Raw genomic sequence first — 16,161 nt, forward strand, 5'->3', positions numbered from 1 at the left:
TGGTTACGGTCGAGTAGCTATAACTGCGCAGTTCAAGGCGGCATTGTTATCAAATCGTTATGTTAAGAATTCGTATGGCGTTTCGCACAGGACGCCGCGCCCGTGCGAGTCTCGCGGGTCCGTCCGGCTCCGGCCGGAGCGGAGATCGGCGAACGACTGTTTGCTGGAACCGACTTGCGCAAGCGCCGTGCTATCGGTTATTAGGTCCGGAACGTCCACATGGGACCAACAGTTGCTAGGCCCACTGCCCGAATTGCGGCTGGAGGATCTCGTTGATATCCACGCCGACCCCGCCGACGCTGCGCTTATCGATCTCAACCTGGTGCAAATTCGCCACCGGATGGGTGAAGCCCTTGGGCGAGCCCCAGTTGTGCTGCCAGAAGTAGGAACCCAGTCCGTCGTGCAGGGCCCAGTCGATCGTCTTGGAGTTGGCGTAAACGCCCGTCCGCTGATGTCCGATCACCGACTCCCAGGACCGTAGGTACGGCGCGATCAGGCTTTTGTACTGCTCATAGGACGGATCGTCGTCGATCGACGCGTATATCGGGGCGGTGGCGGGACCGCCGGCCGCGCTGTGCAGCTCCAGCCCCCGCTTGGCGTGCTGCAGCCCGGCGCTGGCTCCGCCCAGCCAGTCGGCGGTGTTGCCCTTGCCGTACTGGTAGCACGAGACAATCTTCAAGCCATTGCTGTGCAGGTCACGGGCCTCGGCGAGTTGGATTGGCTTACCCAGCATCCAGTTGCCGCCGGGTCGCCGGTCCGACACGTAGCGAATCGAGCCCACGGCGCCCGCGGCGCGGATCTGGCTGGCCGGGATCACCCCCGCGGCGTAGTCCAACAACGTGCCCAGCGATGCCGACGCCACAGCGGTGGACAGTGACGTCGCCGCGACACCCGCGCCTATCAGGGCCGGCGTCGCGGCCGCGAATTTGAGCACGTCACGACGCGACATCGACACATCGCACAGGGTACGACAGAAACCTCAGCAGACACATTAGTCACACAGGTAACAGGTCCGTCACATCTTTGAGAGCTTGCGGCGTCGGGTGTGCGCCTGGGGCGTCGAGTGTGCGCCTGGGGCGTCGAGTGTGCGCCTACGGCGTCGACACGCCGGGGCTCGCCGCCCGGAACGCACACCGAAAGCCAGCAGTGCACACCCATGGGACGCCCCCGCGACGGGCCACCCGTCCGACGGGCCACCCGTCCGACCGCCGTGCCGCCCGCCCGCATTGTTATTGTCACAATTAACTTTATAAAGTTAGCGCCGGAGAGCTCAGCGACGCAGGGGGCGTGTGATGGACCGTGACCAACTCATCGACCTGACCCGGCGGGCATTGAAGTTGGCCCGCGACAAGACGACCGACCTCGCACCCGGCCAACACACCGTGGACGCCCGCGATTACACCTCGGCGGAACGCCACCACCGCGACCGCGCGCTGATGCTCGCCAGCCCGCAGTTGGTCGGTTACGTCTCCGAGCTGCCCGGCCCCGGCTCGTACTGCACCAAGACGGTGATGGGGCGCTCGATACTGATGACCAGAGCCGCGGACGGCGTGGTCAGGGCCTTCGAGAATGTCTGCCTACACCGACAGTCACAGGTGGCGACGGGATGCGGTACCGCCAAGCGGTTCACCTGCCCGTATCACGCCTGGACGTACGACAACACCGGGAAGCTGGTCGGCCTACCGGGCCGGGAGGGCTTCCCGGAGATGACGATCAGGTCCGACGGACTGACCGAACTGCCGGCGGCCGAATTCGGCGGCTTCCTGTGGGTGGGGCTGGACAAAGACGCCACCCTCGACGTCGCCGCACACCTGGGGCCGCTCGCCGACGAGCTCGATTCGTGGGGCATCGGCCGCTGGTCGCCGCTGGGCGAGAAAGTGCTTGACGCCCCGATCAATTGGAAGCTGGCCGTCGACACCTTCGCCGAGAACTACCACTTCGCCACGGTACATCGACAGACGTTCGCCACCATCGCGCGCAGCAATTGCACGGTGTTCGACTCCTACGGCCCTCATCACCGGCTGATCTTCCCGCTCAACACGATCCTCGAGCTGGAGAACGTCCCCGAGGAACAATGGGACCCGTTCCACAACATGGTGGTGATCTACGCGTTGTTCCCCAATATCGTGCTGTCGGTGACGATCGCCAACGGCGAGCTGTTCCGCATCTACCCCGGCGACGAGCCCGGCAGATCGATCACCGTGCACCAGAATTCGACGCCGCTGGACCTCTCCGAGGAATCCGTGGCAACCGGCGCGCAGGCCGTCTTCGACTACGCGCATGCCACGGTGCGCGACGAAGACTACCGGCTGGTGGAGGGGTTGCAAGCCAATCTCTCCTCGGGCGCCCGCGACCATCTGGTATTCGGCCGCAACGAGCCGGGGCTGCAGCATCGCCACCTCGCCTGGGCCCGGGCGCTGTCGGAGTCAGCCGCCGGTGGTTGATTCCGCTTCGGAAAGCACGGCGATCAAATCGCCCAAAAGCGTTGCCAGCAGCCCGCTTTGGGTTGGACGCACCATGGTCAGCATTTCGACCGCATCTGACCGGCGACCCCCGGCCACCAGCTGCACCAACAGGCCCGCGGTCATCTGCAGTTCTCGATCGGCCGGTTCCATGTTGGACACGGTGGTGGTGAATACCTCGATCAGTTCCCAGTCCCGGTACAACGCCAGCGAGCGTTCGTTGAACGCGAAGCCGCTGACCGGCTTGCCCCACATCGTGCCTTGATAGCGATACGGGCCCTCCATGTACTCGATCGGCAGCCCATGCGCGGGGGCGGGCACCAGCGGCTCGCCCACGAGGTCGAGTTGCAGTGTGGCGCAGGTGATCCGGTGACGGTCGGGCAAATACCGCGCCGGCGCCGGCGGACGCACCAGCGGTCGTACGGTCTCGGGCCAGCGGACGTAGCTGCTGACGGTGACTTCTACGTCTTCGGCGCACTCCGGCGCGATCGCCGGGTCCGGATGGCTCGTCGTGACACCGGTAAACGGTTGCAGCGCATTGCCATTCGCGCGGTCGAACTGGCGCCAGATGCTCAGATCAACGCCGTTGTCGAAATTGATCGTTCGCCATTCGTGCGAGCGGCTCCGCGGGTCTCCCCCCGTACCGCCGCCACCGGCGTACTTGGGAAACCACTGCCGGTCCACATGCCCGGAGCTGCCGGAGACCTGCTCGACCGTGTCCCCCCAACGCAACGTTCCGGTCATCGACATGCCGGTCTGGAAGTACGAGTACGTGTCACTCTGGCCGAAGCAGACGATCTTGCCGTTGTAGGTCGAGGCCCCCACCGGCGTCGGCGCGCGCGTCGGGGTGACGACCAGATCCAACCGCATGGATCGCCCCTGCTGATCCTTGCCCACCAGGCTGACGCGATACGTATACGGCAACAATTCGCCGTCGCCGTCACGACAGGTCGTCCACGACGCGGTCCCGGCGCTACTGCGGTAGCTGAGGTCGAGATATCCTGCGGCCATTGTCATTTTGCGCCACGCACCCGGCTGCATGTTCGCGGGAGGCATGTCGTAATCGGTGAACGTCCCGTAGTCGCCGGAATCCAGATCGAACAACGCCATCGTGTAGAAGTCGGCGACGACGGTGCCCCCGGGCTGGTTCTTGTTGAAGATGGTCAGGAAGGCGAGCGACCGGTCGCTCTGGACGGCTTGCAATTGCCCGGCGATGAACCAGGTATCCGACTCCTGGTCGGGATGCTCACCCTCGGCGGCGGGGAAATCCAGCTGGCTGTCCCCGGGCACCAAGTGAAACGGGTAACTGCGCCAATCGTTTCTCATGTCGGCTTCCTTGCCACGGCGCCATCATGCTTTTTTCGCTATGTTAGCGTCAACAGCGTTACGGTCACGGCCTCAATTCCTCCGTAAGGAAGTGCCCCGATGCCAGACAATTCCGACCATCGGACCTACAACGAAGTTTTCATCGGGGGGCACTGGCGCAAGCCCGCAAACCCACAACAGCTGTCCGTGATCTCGCCGCACTCCGAGGAGCCGGTCGGCCACGTCCAGGTCGCCGGACCACAGGACGTCGAGGCGGCCGTCGCCGCGGCGCGGCACGCCTTCGACCACGGGCCGTGGCCCCGCATGGCGCATGCCGATCGAATGGCCAAAGTCGAACAGTTGGCCGCGATCTACGGCGGCCACCTCGAGGAGATGGCCGACCTCATCACCGAGGAAATGGGCTCGCCCCGCAGTTTCAGCCGATTGGGTCAAACGGCGGCGGCGGCGACAATCATTCACCTCAACCTGGCGGACGCCCGCAAGTTCCCCTGGACCGAACGTCGCCAGGGCGTGCTGGGCGAAGTGCACCTGCGCAGGGCGCCGGTCGGCGTGGTCGGGGCGATCGTGCCGTGGAACGTTCCGCAGTTCTTGATCATGCCCAAGCTGATCCCCGCGTTGATCGCCGGCTGCCCGGTCATCATCAAACCGGCGCCCGAAACTCCTTTGGACGCTTTGTGGTTGGCGGAGATGATCGAGCAGCTCGACCTGCCCGAAGGCGTGGTGTCGGTGCTGCCGGGCGGACCCGAGATCGGCGAGGCGCTGGTACGCCATCCCGGCGTGGACAAGATCGCCTTCACCGGTTCCAGCGCGGTAGGACGCCGCATCGCCATGCTGTGCGGGGAGCAGCTCAAACGGGTGAGCCTGGAGTTGGGCGGCAAGTCCGCGGCGATCATCCTCGACGACGCCGACATCGACAAGACCGTTGCCGGGCTGAAGTCGGCCGGGCTGATGAATAACGGTCAGGCATGCGTGGCCCAGACCCGGATCCTGGTCAGCGACAAGCGTCATGACGACGTCGTCGACGCGCTGGCCGGCATGATGTCGTCGCTGACTGTCGGCGACCCGGCCGACGAAGCCACCGATGTCGGGCCGCTGGTGGCACAGCGACAGCAGCGACGGGTTCAGGATTACATCAGGTCCGGTCAGAGCGAGGGCGCCCGCGTCGTGGTCGGCGGCCTCAATACCGCTCAAGACAGTCCGACCGATCGCGGTTGGTATGTGCGGCCAACGCTTTTCGCCGATGCCACCAACGACATGCGCATCGCCCGGGAGGAGATTTTCGGGCCGGTACTGACGGTGCTGCGCTATCGCGACGAAGCCGACGCGATCCGGATTGCCAACGACACCGACTACGGTCTGGCCGGATCGGTGTGGACCTCCGACATCGCCCACGGCCTGGAGGTGGCGGCGGGCGTGCGCACCGGTACCTACGGCATCAACATGTATACCCTGGACATCGGCGCCCCGTTCGGCGGCTTCAAGCAATCCGGCCTCGGCCGCGAATTCGGCCCGGAAGGCCTCGAGGAGTACGTCGAGCTTCAGACCCTAGTGTGCCGGGGGCAACTGCCGCCGCTAGCCGATTGAGTTGCGCCAGCACGGGTCACGGCCGAGGCGCGCGAGCTGCCGTGCCTGTACCCCTCGCATGGGCTGCACCGCTGCCAGTTGCCCTCGGCCGAGGCAACCGCCTCGCCGAAGTGCCGACACACCCTCAGATGCAGTTCTGCTGCGCCGTCAACCGCTTTCCGGCACCTGCAACGTGAGCTCGACCGGGCAACACAGGACGCCATGCTGGTTGGTCACTTCGATCGTGATGTCGACGAGACAGCGCGGCGGGTCGACGGACGTGTCACGACGCTTGGCCACAGCACGGCCCCGCCCGATCATCGTGTCGCCGGCATAGATGGAGCCGGCGAGCCGCAGCGAGCGGCGCACCACGCGGCTGCGCGGCCCGGCCCAGTCGGTGGCGACTCGGTCAGCGAACCCGGCGAGATGCATCGTGTTAACGTAAATCGTTGAGTTGCCTTGCTTTTGGGCGTACTCCGGATCGAAGTGACCGGGAAAATAGTCCCACGTCGCTCCGGCGTTCTCCACCACCCGCTGGTAGCTGATCTCGTCGACGACTTCGGGTAGCGCCGCGGGAACGGTGATCTCGTTCCAATTCAATTCCGCGGCCGTCATGCCGGCGCCGCCGGGGTGAAGCGGAACAACGTATTTCGCGATCGGGCGACGACGGCACCGTCCTGGCGGCGATACGTCTCCAGCGTCTCGATGAAATGTCCGACGCCCAACCGGGTCTGCTTTTCCGGTGACACCGACACCAATTCCTCGACGACGGTGAGAGTATCGCCTTCGACGATGGGTTCCAGGAACTCGACGTCGTTGGCGGCGTTGATGAACGTGGTGCCCGGCAACGGTACTCGCAGGATCAGCGACGCGGCGGGCGGCCGGCCGCCGGGCTGCCACGGCGGCGGGATCAGCCATCCCATCAACAGCGCCGGCGGCGCCAGCAAACCACCCCACTGTCGGCGGGCGAACTCGGTGTCCCAATAGGAGCGATTGCCGTCGTGAATCATCGCAGCGAACAGCTGGATCCGCGCACCGCTGACCGGTGTTGCCGCGGTGCGCGCTTCGCTGACCGCGCCGACCATCTGCAGCGCGTCCTCGTACGTGCCGAACGCTAATTGATAGCTGAGGTCGGGATCCACGTATCGGTGCCGCTCACATGACGAGTGGGTGCCGGCTCGGCACCGCATCCCAAGTGAGGTTGCGGGAAGTGAAGTACCAGCCGCCGCGCTCGTAGATCAGTTCGTCGCGGTAGGTCCCGGTCGCCCGCAGCGAGGCGTCGCCGTATGACGAAGCGAAAAGCAGTGCGACACAGCGTTGTACCGCGTTGACGCCGTCGATGGCGATCTCGTGGTCGACGGTCACCAACCGTTGTCCGTCGCCGCCGTCGAAACCCAGCCGTAGGTCGGTGAACACTTCGCCGTCCCGGACGAAGTTGGCGCCGGAATGGCGGAATGTACCGATCCAGCGGTCCCGGTCTCCCTCGGCATAGGCGCGATTGTGTCGAGCATTCAGGTTCAGGATCGCGTCGCGGCCGGTCGCGGCGTTGAGGAACTGTTCTTGTTGGTAGGTCAGTGTCATCTCTTGCTCGCCAGCCTCTCCCCGAGATGAAAACGAAATGAACGACGAACTTTCAAACTAACTTATCTCCTGACCGGGTAGCCATACGTTTCTCGATCCCAGACTTCACCAGTTAACCCCTTGGCCCGCAACAAATCTTTACGAATCCGTCCGAGAATGTTCTTCGGAAGTTCATTGACCTGCTCAACGTAGCGGGGCACGCAGAAGTACGGCATGCGGGCGGCGCAGAAGTCCAGCAACTCGACGCAATCCAGGGTCCCGCCCGGGCGCGGCACCACGACCAGCAGGATGTCGTCCTCGCCCAGTTCACTGGCCACTCCGATCACGGCGGCCTCGGCAACGGCGGGATGGTCCAGCACGGTGCGTTCGACTTCGACCGAGGAGACGTTCTCCCCGCGCCGGCGCAGCGAATCTTTGATGCGGTCCAGGTAGGTCAGGTTCTGTTGGGCGTCCAGGCGTCCCAGATCGCCGGTGCGAAACCATTCCGGATGCGGCTGCAGTCGCCCGTCCGCGCCGACGTACCCCTCGCTCATCACGTGCGGATGCCTGGGTCGGCAAGCGATCTCGCCCACGCTGCCGGCAGGCAGCGGGTTGCCCTCGTCGTCGACAATGCGCACGTCGAAGTCCGGATTCGGCCGTCCCGACGTTCCCGGGACGCCGTCGTCCGAGACGCCCTGCACCGCGATCGGGAACGCCTCGGTCATGCCATACATCGTGACAATCCGGCAGCCGTAGCGCTTTTCGATGACGTGATAAGAGCCCGCGTCTATCGGTGCGGCGGAGATGAATCGCAGCGGTAATCGCGCGTCCCGCGGATCGGCGGGCAGGTTCTGCAGCATCGACACCATCGCGCCCGCGCCGGCAAACCCGACGGCCCCGTGGGCGCGGACGTCATCCCACACTTCGGCCGGATGAAAGGACTGCGCCAGCACCGTGGTTGCCCCGAGCAACATCGGGACCAGCACGCTGGGGGCCGCGCTCAGGTGGAACAGCGGCATCGCCGTCCACAGCGCCTCCCCCGGACGCAGCCGCCAGGCCGCCGCCACGGTCGCAGCGACCGAGAACAGGTAATTCCACGTGGTGGCAACGGCCTTCGACGGGCCGGTGGTACCCGAGGTGTAGAACAGCGCGCCCACCTCGTCGGGGGCGGCGGGGTCGTCGGCGCCGGACCGGCCGGCGTCGCGCTCGAGGGTGTCGCGCAACGAATCGTCGCGCACCACAACCTGGGTCGCGGAGTCGAGGCGCGCCGCGACCTCATCGACGCGGCGCAGTAGCCCGGTGTCGGTCACGATGACCTTGGCCCGCGCGAGCCGCAGGGTGTGCAGCAAAAAATCGCCCTTGTTGGCGGCGTTGACCGCCGCGCTGACGGCGCCGATCCGGGCGGCGCCCAGCCAGAAGTAAACCCATTCCGGACAGGTGGCGGTGAACAGCGCCACGCCGTCACCGCGCCCCACCCCCAGCGAGGCGAGCAGACGGGCCGCCGCGCAGCTGCGCTGCCGCATCTGCTCGAAGGTCACGGCGATTCCGCCGATCGACATCATCACCCGGTCCGGATGCTGGGCCGCCCGCTGGTCCAGGACTGCCGGAACGGTGAACCGGTCGACGCCGAAGGCGGAGGGCCCCGGCATCAGGCTTTCGCGGCCGCCGGGTCGGGTGCACCGTCGGCGGTGTACCCAAAGTCGTTGGCGGACGGCTCGGCGCCGGGGTAAAAGCGATGCGCCCACCGTCGCAGGGCCGCGTAGTCGTGCGCCTCTTCGGGAGCCAGGTTCGGTTTCTCCAAGTACTTCATGTTTTCCCAGGTGAAGAAGTCCTGCTTGATGACTTCTTGCTGCAGCGCCAAAAACCGGGCGGCGCGTCCGGTCGGCACGTCGCCAGTGTCGCCGGGCTCGCGGACCGAGGCCTGCGTATAGAAGTAGTCGGTGTAGTCCTCGTCGACCGGTGTCTGCCCGGTGACCTGAACGGTGGCCACCAGTTCGCTGGGAAAGCGAACCACTCCGAGCCCCAGCGAGTAGTTGTCGTAGATGATCTTGGCGTCCACCGGGCCGTTCGGCGTCAGCCACGTCTTGGCCCGACCGCCGCCGAAATGGGCGTTGACGCTGGCGTGCAGGTGGTAACCCGACACCTCGAACGACGCCGTGGTGGCCGGATTGGCGGCCTTGTGCACGTATTGGACGTGGTAGGGGTCGGCGGCGTTTTCGATGATCATCTGGGGATGCACCTTGACCCGGTTGAGCATCTGGGTGTGCGGATGCAGCGGGTAGTACTCGTTGGTCTCCAGCTCGGGCAGCACCGGCGGCTGCCAGTACGGGGCGCGGCCGTGCCGTTCATGCCAGACCAGGACGAAGCCGTACCACTCGGTGGTCGGGTAGGTGCGGATGCGAACGTTGTTCTTGCAACCGATCTTGCTGTACGGGATCAACGCGTTGCTGCCGTCGCCGCGCCACTGCCACCCATGCCAGGGGCAGACGATGTTTTCGTCCTCGACCGTCCCGCCGACCCCCAGGTTTGCACCGAGATGCTGACAGTACGCGTCCAGCACGTTGACCTTGCCCGACGCCGTGCGGAACAACACCAACTCTTCGCCGAAGTAGTGCAGGCGTTTGACGTCGCCGGGCCGCACGTCGTCGGCGAAGGCGACGATGAACCACCCGGTCGGGAACCGATAGGTGGACAGCGCAATGCCCGACGGTCCGAACTCGCGTTCCGACGGGTCCGGCTCCGAGATCGTGTACGCCACGAGAACTCCATTTCTCACGCGGCCGACTAGGGTCTATTTTTACTATTTTAAGCATTGAACGTCAACGCGGCGCCGCGCGGCGCCCGGACAGGGGGGTGATGCATGACGGCAGCTGCAGTGGATCTGTCCGACTTCGCCCTGTGGCGAAACGGCTTCCCCGACGACGTGTTCGCCGAATTGCGCTCGGCCAGGCCGCTTTTCCGGCACGACCTGACCCCCGGTGTGGCCGAGACCGTGCACCGGGATTTCTGGGTGGCGACCAAGCACCGGCACGCCGTGCGGCTGCACCGCGACACCGAGTCGTTCACCGCCGCCGACGGCCCGCTCATCGGGCCGGTCGCCATGTTCTCGGCGTCCCCGACGATCATCACGTTGGACCCGCCGGAGCTCAACAAGCGCCGCAAGCTGATCTCGAACGCCTTCAACCCGCGTGCGATCGCCAAGCTGGAAGACGGCATCCGGGCGCGGGCGGCGCGAATGATCGACAACCTGTTGTCCCGGGGCGGCGGTGACTGGATCAACGACGTGGCCGACGCGCTGCCGATGACGGTCATCGGCGACATCATCGGCATTCCGGACGAGGACCGGCCGCGAATATTCGACATCTTCGACCGCATCCTCAAGGCGGCGCCCGACTCACGCCCGGGCGAACGAGTGGAACTCGACTTGTTTGCCTCGGTTTTCGGTTATGCGATGGAGCTCACCGCCGAAAAGCGTCGCAATCCCACCGACGACATCTGGAGCACCCTGGCCACCGCGGAGATCACCGGTGATGACGGCCAGCAGTTCCGGCTGCCCGCCAACGAACTCGAGTTCTTTTTCTTCGTGCTGGCCTTCGCCGGCAGCGACACCACCAAGAACGCACTGGCGATCGGGCTGCAGGCGTTCGTCGCCAATCCCGAACAGATGCAACGGTATCGCGACCGGGAAGCGCTGCGGCCCAGCGCTGTCGAGGAGGTACTGCGATGGGCATCGCCGGTCGCTTATTGGACGCGCACCGCGAAGGTGGACGTGGACATAGACGGCCAGCAGATCAGGCGGGGCGAACGGGTGGTGTCGATGCTGCGTTCGGCCAACCGCGACGAGGAGGTCTTCGCCTCCCCGTTCACCTTTGACATTGGGCGCCAACCCAATCCGCATGTCGCCTTCGGTGGTGGCGGGCCACACCACTGTCTGGGTGCGATGCTGGCCCGCGCGGAATTGCGTGCGGTGCTCGACGAGTTGTTGTTGCGCTGCGACCGAATCGAGATCGGGCCCGCCCGAGTGTCGCACCCGAATTTGACCACCAACATGTCGATTTACGACGAGATGGCGATATCGGTCACGCCGCGCCGCTGACTTAGTCCTGCAACCGCAAGGCGGCCTTCGGACATTGATCCACCGCGGCGCGAACGTCGATCTCCAGCCGCGCCGGCACCGGGCCGGCCGCGATCTGCACCACGTCCATTTCGCCCAGCTCGAACACCTCCGGGGCCAGCGATTCGCAAAACCCGTTGGCCTCACACAGGGTTTCGTCGACGATTACACGCATCAGCTGCCTCCTAAAGGCCTTTGGGACGGGTTCCGATCACCCCGCCGGTGGCGAGGGCTGAAAGTTCTTCGTCGGTCATCCCGCACCACCCGCGCAGCACCTCCGTATTGTGCTCACCCAGCAGCGGAGGTGGCCGTAGCAGCCAACGATCTTGGCCGGACAACGCCGCGAACGGCGGGCATGGGTACAGCGCCGACCCGATGCTCGGATGCTGCAACTCTTCGAAGAAGCCCCGAGCGCGCAGCTGGGGATTCTCGGTGACCAGCGAGGGCGAGACGACGGGCGCGGCGGGCACGCCGGCGCCCGCCAGCCGCTCCACCGTCGATGCCAGCGGCTGCGCGGCGAACCACTCGTGCAGGCGCGCATCGATCTCGTCGGCCCGCGCACGCCGACCCTCGAACGAAGCCAGATCCTGGTCACACCAGGCCGGCCGACCCAGCACCTCGACCAGGGCACGCCACTGCGCGTCGTCGCGCACCGTGACCGCGATCCAGTCGTCGGTCTGCGGCGCGCCGGCGCACCGGTACAGGTTTTGCAGCACCCCGCCGTGGCCGCGGTTGCCGCGGCGGCTCAACGTCCGACCGAACACCTCGGCCTCGATGGCCTGAATTGCGGTGGCATTCAACACCGTTTCTAGCATCGGCAGCTCGACCTGCTGACCGGTGCCGGTGCGTTCGGCATAGTTGAGTGCGGCCAGCACGGCGAAGGCGGCGTGCACGCCGGCCAGCGGATCGCAGGCGCCGCGCGGGGTCACCGGCGGGGCGTCCGGAGGCCCGGTCACCCAGGCCAGGCCGGCGAGTTGCTCCATGGTGGGGGCAAAGCCGACTCGTTCGCGCCACGGGCCGTCCAGTCCGAACGCGGGCATCCGCGCGACCACCAATTTGGGGTTGAGTTCGAGCAGCACGTCCGCCGTCAGGCCGAACTGCTCCATCACCCGCGGCGAGAAGTTCTCGATCACCACGTCGGCGCCGGCGGCCAACCGCTTGAACAGACGGCGACCTTCGTCGGAGCCCAAATCCAAAGTGACCGAACGCTTGTTGGTGTTCATGGCGTGGAACACCCAGCCGTACTCCCACCAGTCGTCCACGTCTTTGCGCATCCCGCCCGAGTAGCGGATGCCGTCGGGGCGCTGAATCGACTCGACCTTGATCACCTCGGCGCCGAATGCCGCCAGCAGATGGGTCGCCGCCGGGCCCGCCCAAAACGCGGTCAAATCGACGATCCGCACGCCCTCCAACGGACGGGTTCGGGATGCCGCGCACTGCCCGGTTCCGGGTGCATCCCAGGGTGATTCGTCGTTGTCCGCGCCGGGGGCGGCGGTGTCGCCGATCGGCGCGGGCGCGCACACCGACATCAGCCACGGCGGGCGGGGCTGATGAAAGCCGGCCGGGTTCTGCAGAAAGACTGCGCGCTGGACGGCGTACTCCGTTTCACGGATCGTGGCGCCGTTGCCCAGCGCGGCGATCGGCAGCCGGAACAGCTGGCCGAGCTCGACGATCTCGGCGACGGTCCGTTGCGCGAGCCACGGTCCGATGTGCTCCCGGATCAGGTCGCGGTAGGCCCAGCGACCGATCTGAAAACGTAGTTGCTCAATCTCTTCCAGTTCGGGGCACTCGACCATGGCCAAAAAATCGAGCCATTGCTGCCCGGTGACCATGGTGATCCCGACGTAGCCGTCCTTGGTTGGCTCGATCGACGGGACTTCGGTGGTGCGGCCGACCGGGGGCACGCGCAACAGTTGCGAATGTAGCCATTCGCTGCTCTGCATCAGCGTCATCGCCTCGAGCATCGACAGGTCGAGATGTTCGCCGGGGCCGCCGTTCTCGACGCGCCGGCGCACGGCCAGCGCCCCGAACGCGGCGAACACGCCGCCCATGTACTCCCCCAGGTCACCGCCGATCGCGATCGGAGGCCCGGCGGGATCGCCACGGAAGCCGGGCGAACCCGCCCAGGCCTGCAGGGTGAATTCGCTCGCGGCACGGTCGGCATAGGGACCGGTCCAGCCGAAGTCGGAGATGGTGACGACGATCGTCCGGGGCGAGTCGGCCAGCAGCTGCTTGGGGTCGATGCCCAGCTCGGCGGCGCACGCCGGACCGGCGGTGAAAATGATCACGTCGGCGCCGGCCAGCTCGGCGCGCCATCGCGTGCTGCCGGGCGTGCGAGTGATGCTGCGCTTGCCGGCGTTGAGGTAGCTGTAAAACGGCGACGGCTCACCGTCGGCCACCGGCGTGCACGTCGCGGTGTATCGTCGCAGCCAATCTCCCTGCGGCGGTTCGATTTTGCGGACGTGCGCGCCGGCGTCGGTCAGCAACTTGCCGGCATAGCTGCCCGCAACCCGGTTGCTGATCTCGACGACGCGCAGGCCACACAGCGGCGTTGCACGGTTATCGGGCCCCTGGGTCAATTGCATCCGCCCCTTCCGACCGACACCGCGATCAGAGATGCTATTTATACCATCACTGCTAAAATAGCTAAGCCAGCTGAGTGCGCGGGCCCGGATCGCGTCGCTCTTCCCGCTGCTCCTGCGAGGATTGGATGACCGCCCTGGGAATTGGTCCCGACGCCCGTCGCCGATTGTCGGCGCCGAGGATCGCCGAAATCGTAGCCGACGAATTGCGCCGCCAGATCATTGACGGCGAACTCGCCGACGGTGATCTGTTACCACGCCAGGAAGTGCTGGTCGAGCAGTTCAACGTCAGCCTCGTCTCGCTGCGTGAAGCGCTGCGCATCTTGGAGACCGAGGGGCTGGTCTCGGTGCGGCGGGGGAATCGCGGCGGCGCCGTCGTGCATGCGCCGGCGAAGACCAGTGCCGCCTACATGCTCGGCCTGCTGTTGCAAAGCGAATCCGTGCAGGTCGCCGATTTGGGTATGGCGTTGCAGGAACTCGAGCCGGCCTGCGCCGCGCTGGCCGCGCAGCGTCCCGACCGGGCCGATACCCTGGTGCCGCAACTCAAGGGAGTCAACGACGCCATGGCCGAACATCTCGACGACGGCCGGCTGTTCACCGAAATCGGGCGCCAGTTCCACGATCTCATCGTCCAGGGCTGCGGCAACCACACCATCATCGCGGTGGTCGGCAGCCTGGAGACGTTGTGGACCAGCCATGAACGCCAGTGGGCCGACGAGAGCGCGGCACGGGGCACCTATCCTTCGCTGACCCAGCGACGCGCGGTGCTCAACACCCATATCAAGCTCACTGAGATGATCGCCGAGGGCGACGTCGATCGGGCCCGCCGCATCGCGGGCCGTCACCTGGCCGACACCCAAACCTATGTGTTGTCCGGCCGTCCCCAGCAACGGATTTACGCACTTTCACCGCAGTCTCTTTCACGTCCGGGAACGCGCCCGGCGGCTATCCGGCAGTCCTGAGGAATCCACGCACGCCATGCGAACCGCGTTGGTCACCGGGGGCAGCGGCGGCATCGGCAAAGGATGCGGCCGCAAGCTTGCCGAGCTGGGCTACGACGTCGTGCTGGCGGCACGGCGCCCGGCGCCGCTGCGCGCGGCCGCCGCGGAGATCGGGGCCCGCCACCTGGTGGCCGACGCGTCGGCTCCGGATGAATTTGCCGCTGCGGTAAGCACTTTGAATACCATCGACCTGGTAGTCCACGCTGCCGGCGCACTGGGCGGAACCTATGCGCGCAAGCAGACTTTCCAGCAATGGCGAACCATCCTCTCGGCCAACCTGGATTCCTGTTTCGTGGTGACCGCGGCCGTGCTGCCCCGGATGCGCCCCGGCTCGCGTCTGGTGTTCATCTCATCGTCGGCGGCGCACGAACCGATGCCGGCCCGTACCGCCTACTCGGCATCGAAGGCAGGCATGAACGCCTTCGCTCGGGCCTTGGCGCTCGAGGTCGACCGGGACGGCATCGCGGTGCACATCGTCACGCCCGGACCGGTCGAAACCGAGATGCTGCAAGACGTTCCGTTCGAGATGTACGCGATCCAGGTGTCCGACGTCGCCGAGACGGTGGCGTGGCTGGACACCGTCGACCCGTCGGTCGACCTGCCGGAGATCCGGCTCTCCGCGGTGCAGCGGGGTCCATACGCCCGGCCGCCGGTGGTCCCTACCGAGGCCCGTCGCCGGCGCCAGAAAACGCCTTGATCACCGTTTCGCCGAACTCGTGCAGGGAATCGGGCGGCGCGAAGTCGGCGAACCAGACGTAGCACCGCTCGACTCGCTGGGCCACCAGACCCGCGAAGTATTCCCTGAGCTCGTCGGCGTCGCCGCACACCAGCCCCGACCCCAGGACGCCGAACCGTCGGGTGCTGACCTCGCGCACCGCCCGGGGGTCGGCGCCGGAGCGCACGAACCCGATCATCTGCTGCACCGAGATCCGTGCGTCGCCCGCCGCGGCGGCCAGCCTTGGCAACCGGTCCAGATGGTCGGCCTGCAAGTTCCACCAATCCGCATGGGCGCGAACGAGTTCCATCATCCGCGGTCCGCTGCCGCCCAGCACCAGCGGGATTGGGTGGGTGCGCCTCGGCGACTGCACGACGGTGTCAGTGGGGGTTCCGTCGCCCCAGTACTGCTCGATCAAGGCTAGGTGCCGGCCGAGTTGCCGGACGCGGGCCAACCCATCCTGCCGGCCCACCTGGAATTTGGTGAACTCGGCGGGCCAGGACCCCGACCCCAGTCCCAAATCGAAGCGGCCCCCCGACGCGTCCGAAAGCGTGACGGCCTGCTTGGCGAGCACGGCGGGATGTCGAAAGGCGTCGCACAGCACCAGGTGACCGATCCGCAACCGTTCCGTCTTGGCCGCCACCCAGGTGGCGACGGACATTGCCTCCCAAATGCTTTCGTCGGGCAACCCGGGCGCCTCGAGGTGGTCGATGAACGCGATGCCGTCGAAGCCGCTGGCCTCGGCGTGGCGGGCCCGGTCCGTGATGTCGCCGATCGACAACCGCACCTGCGGCAGGAACAGGTACCACTCGACCATCCGCTCACCCTTGTTCGTCCC

General features: G+C 66.2%; 15 protein-coding genes. 5 read left to right on the forward strand and 10 right to left on the reverse strand.

Annotated elements, in window-relative coordinates:
• Positions 1 to 235: 235 nt before the first annotated feature.
• Positions 236 to 955, reverse strand: a complete 720-nt coding sequence (locus AWC25_RS14965) for a DUF1906 domain-containing protein (RefSeq protein WP_142278856.1) — start codon at positions 953 to 955, stop codon at positions 236 to 238.
• 337 nt (positions 956 to 1,292) lie between these two features.
• On the opposite strand from AWC25_RS14965, the gene AWC25_RS14970 reads away from it, so the two are divergent.
• Positions 1,293 to 2,444 (forward strand): aromatic ring-hydroxylating oxygenase subunit alpha, encoded by a 1,152-nt coding sequence (locus AWC25_RS14970; RefSeq protein ID WP_069398822.1) that lies wholly within the window; start codon positions 1,293 to 1,295, stop codon positions 2,442 to 2,444.
• Here the strand turns inward: AWC25_RS14970 and AWC25_RS26860 are convergent.
• On the reverse strand, positions 2,427 to 3,788 hold the full coding sequence (locus AWC25_RS26860) for a secreted hydrolase (RefSeq protein ID WP_158089756.1): 1,362 nt from the start codon (positions 3,786 to 3,788) through the stop codon (positions 2,427 to 2,429). The genes AWC25_RS14970 and AWC25_RS26860 overlap by 18 nt on opposite strands.
• Positions 3,789 to 3,887: 99 nt before the next feature.
• Between AWC25_RS26860 and AWC25_RS14980 the strand changes: the two genes are divergently transcribed.
• The gene (locus AWC25_RS14980) at positions 3,888 to 5,372 is read left to right on the forward strand and encodes an aldehyde dehydrogenase (RefSeq protein WP_069398820.1); all 1,485 of its coding nucleotides are present in this window, start codon (positions 3,888 to 3,890) and stop codon (positions 5,370 to 5,372) included.
• Between the two features lie 147 nt (positions 5,373 to 5,519).
• On the opposite strand, the gene AWC25_RS14985 is transcribed toward AWC25_RS14980, so the two are convergent.
• From AWC25_RS14985 to AWC25_RS15005, 5 genes are all read right to left on the reverse strand, one after another.
• Entirely contained in the window at positions 5,520 to 5,966 is a 447-nt protein-coding gene (locus tag AWC25_RS14985; protein ID WP_069398819.1) for a MaoC/PaaZ C-terminal domain-containing protein, read from the reverse strand.
• A complete protein-coding gene (locus AWC25_RS14990) occupies positions 5,963 to 6,436 on the reverse strand; it encodes an FAS1-like dehydratase domain-containing protein (protein WP_244899525.1) in 474 nt (157 codons plus the stop codon). Before AWC25_RS14990 ends, AWC25_RS14985 begins: the two co-directional genes overlap by 4 nt.
• Positions 6,437 to 6,506: 70 nt before the next feature.
• On the reverse strand, positions 6,507 to 6,932 hold the full coding sequence (locus tag AWC25_RS14995; RefSeq protein ID WP_069398817.1) for a nuclear transport factor 2 family protein: 426 nt from the start codon (positions 6,930 to 6,932) through the stop codon (positions 6,507 to 6,509).
• Positions 6,933 to 6,994: 62 nt separating this feature from the next.
• Complete coding sequence (locus tag AWC25_RS15000; RefSeq protein WP_085167026.1) at positions 6,995 to 8,560, reverse strand: AMP-binding protein; 1,566 nt, start codon at positions 8,558 to 8,560, stop codon at positions 6,995 to 6,997.
• Positions 8,560 to 9,669 (reverse strand): aromatic ring-hydroxylating oxygenase subunit alpha, encoded by a 1,110-nt coding sequence (locus AWC25_RS15005; RefSeq protein WP_069398815.1) that lies wholly within the window; start codon positions 9,667 to 9,669, stop codon positions 8,560 to 8,562. The genes AWC25_RS15000 and AWC25_RS15005 overlap by 1 nt, the downstream gene beginning before the upstream one ends.
• A gap of 102 nt (positions 9,670 to 9,771) precedes the next feature.
• On the opposite strand from AWC25_RS15005, the gene AWC25_RS15010 reads away from it, so the two are divergent.
• A complete protein-coding gene (locus tag AWC25_RS15010) occupies positions 9,772 to 11,007 on the forward strand; it encodes a cytochrome P450 (RefSeq protein ID WP_069398814.1) in 1,236 nt (411 codons plus the stop codon).
• A 1-nt stretch (position 11,008) separates the two neighbouring features.
• Here the strand turns inward: AWC25_RS15010 and AWC25_RS15015 are convergent, their stop codons facing one another.
• Together AWC25_RS15015 and AWC25_RS15020 are read right to left on the reverse strand one after the other, a co-directional pair.
• On the reverse strand, positions 11,009 to 11,200 hold the full coding sequence (locus AWC25_RS15015) for a ferredoxin (RefSeq protein WP_069398813.1): 192 nt from the start codon (positions 11,198 to 11,200) through the stop codon (positions 11,009 to 11,011).
• A 10-nt stretch (positions 11,201 to 11,210) separates the two neighbouring features.
• Positions 11,211 to 13,610 carry a CaiB/BaiF CoA-transferase family protein gene (locus AWC25_RS15020; RefSeq protein ID WP_069398812.1) on the reverse strand — a complete coding sequence of 800 codons (2,400 nt, stop codon included), beginning with the start codon at positions 13,608 to 13,610 and terminating at the stop codon, positions 11,211 to 11,213.
• A 125-nt stretch (positions 13,611 to 13,735) separates the two neighbouring features.
• Here AWC25_RS15020 and AWC25_RS15025 point away from each other — a divergent pair, with 125 nt between their 5' ends.
• Together AWC25_RS15025 and AWC25_RS15030 are read left to right on the forward strand one after the other, a co-directional pair.
• Positions 13,736 to 14,569 carry a FadR/GntR family transcriptional regulator gene (locus tag AWC25_RS15025; protein ID WP_069398811.1) on the forward strand — a complete coding sequence of 278 codons (834 nt, stop codon included), beginning with the start codon at positions 13,736 to 13,738 and terminating at the stop codon, positions 14,567 to 14,569.
• A 16-nt stretch (positions 14,570 to 14,585) separates the two neighbouring features.
• Entirely contained in the window at positions 14,586 to 15,305 is a 720-nt protein-coding gene (locus AWC25_RS15030) for an SDR family oxidoreductase (RefSeq protein WP_069398810.1), read from the forward strand.
• Here the strand turns inward: AWC25_RS15030 and AWC25_RS15035 are convergent.
• Complete coding sequence (locus AWC25_RS15035; protein WP_069398809.1) at positions 15,268 to 16,140, reverse strand: LLM class flavin-dependent oxidoreductase; 873 nt, start codon at positions 16,138 to 16,140, stop codon at positions 15,268 to 15,270. The genes AWC25_RS15030 and AWC25_RS15035 overlap by 38 nt on opposite strands.
• Positions 16,141 to 16,161: the final 21 nt, after the last annotated feature.

It is taken from the genome of Mycobacterium sherrisii, from assembly GCF_002102355.1.
Classification (GTDB): domain Bacteria; phylum Actinomycetota; class Actinomycetes; order Mycobacteriales; family Mycobacteriaceae; genus Mycobacterium; species Mycobacterium sherrisii.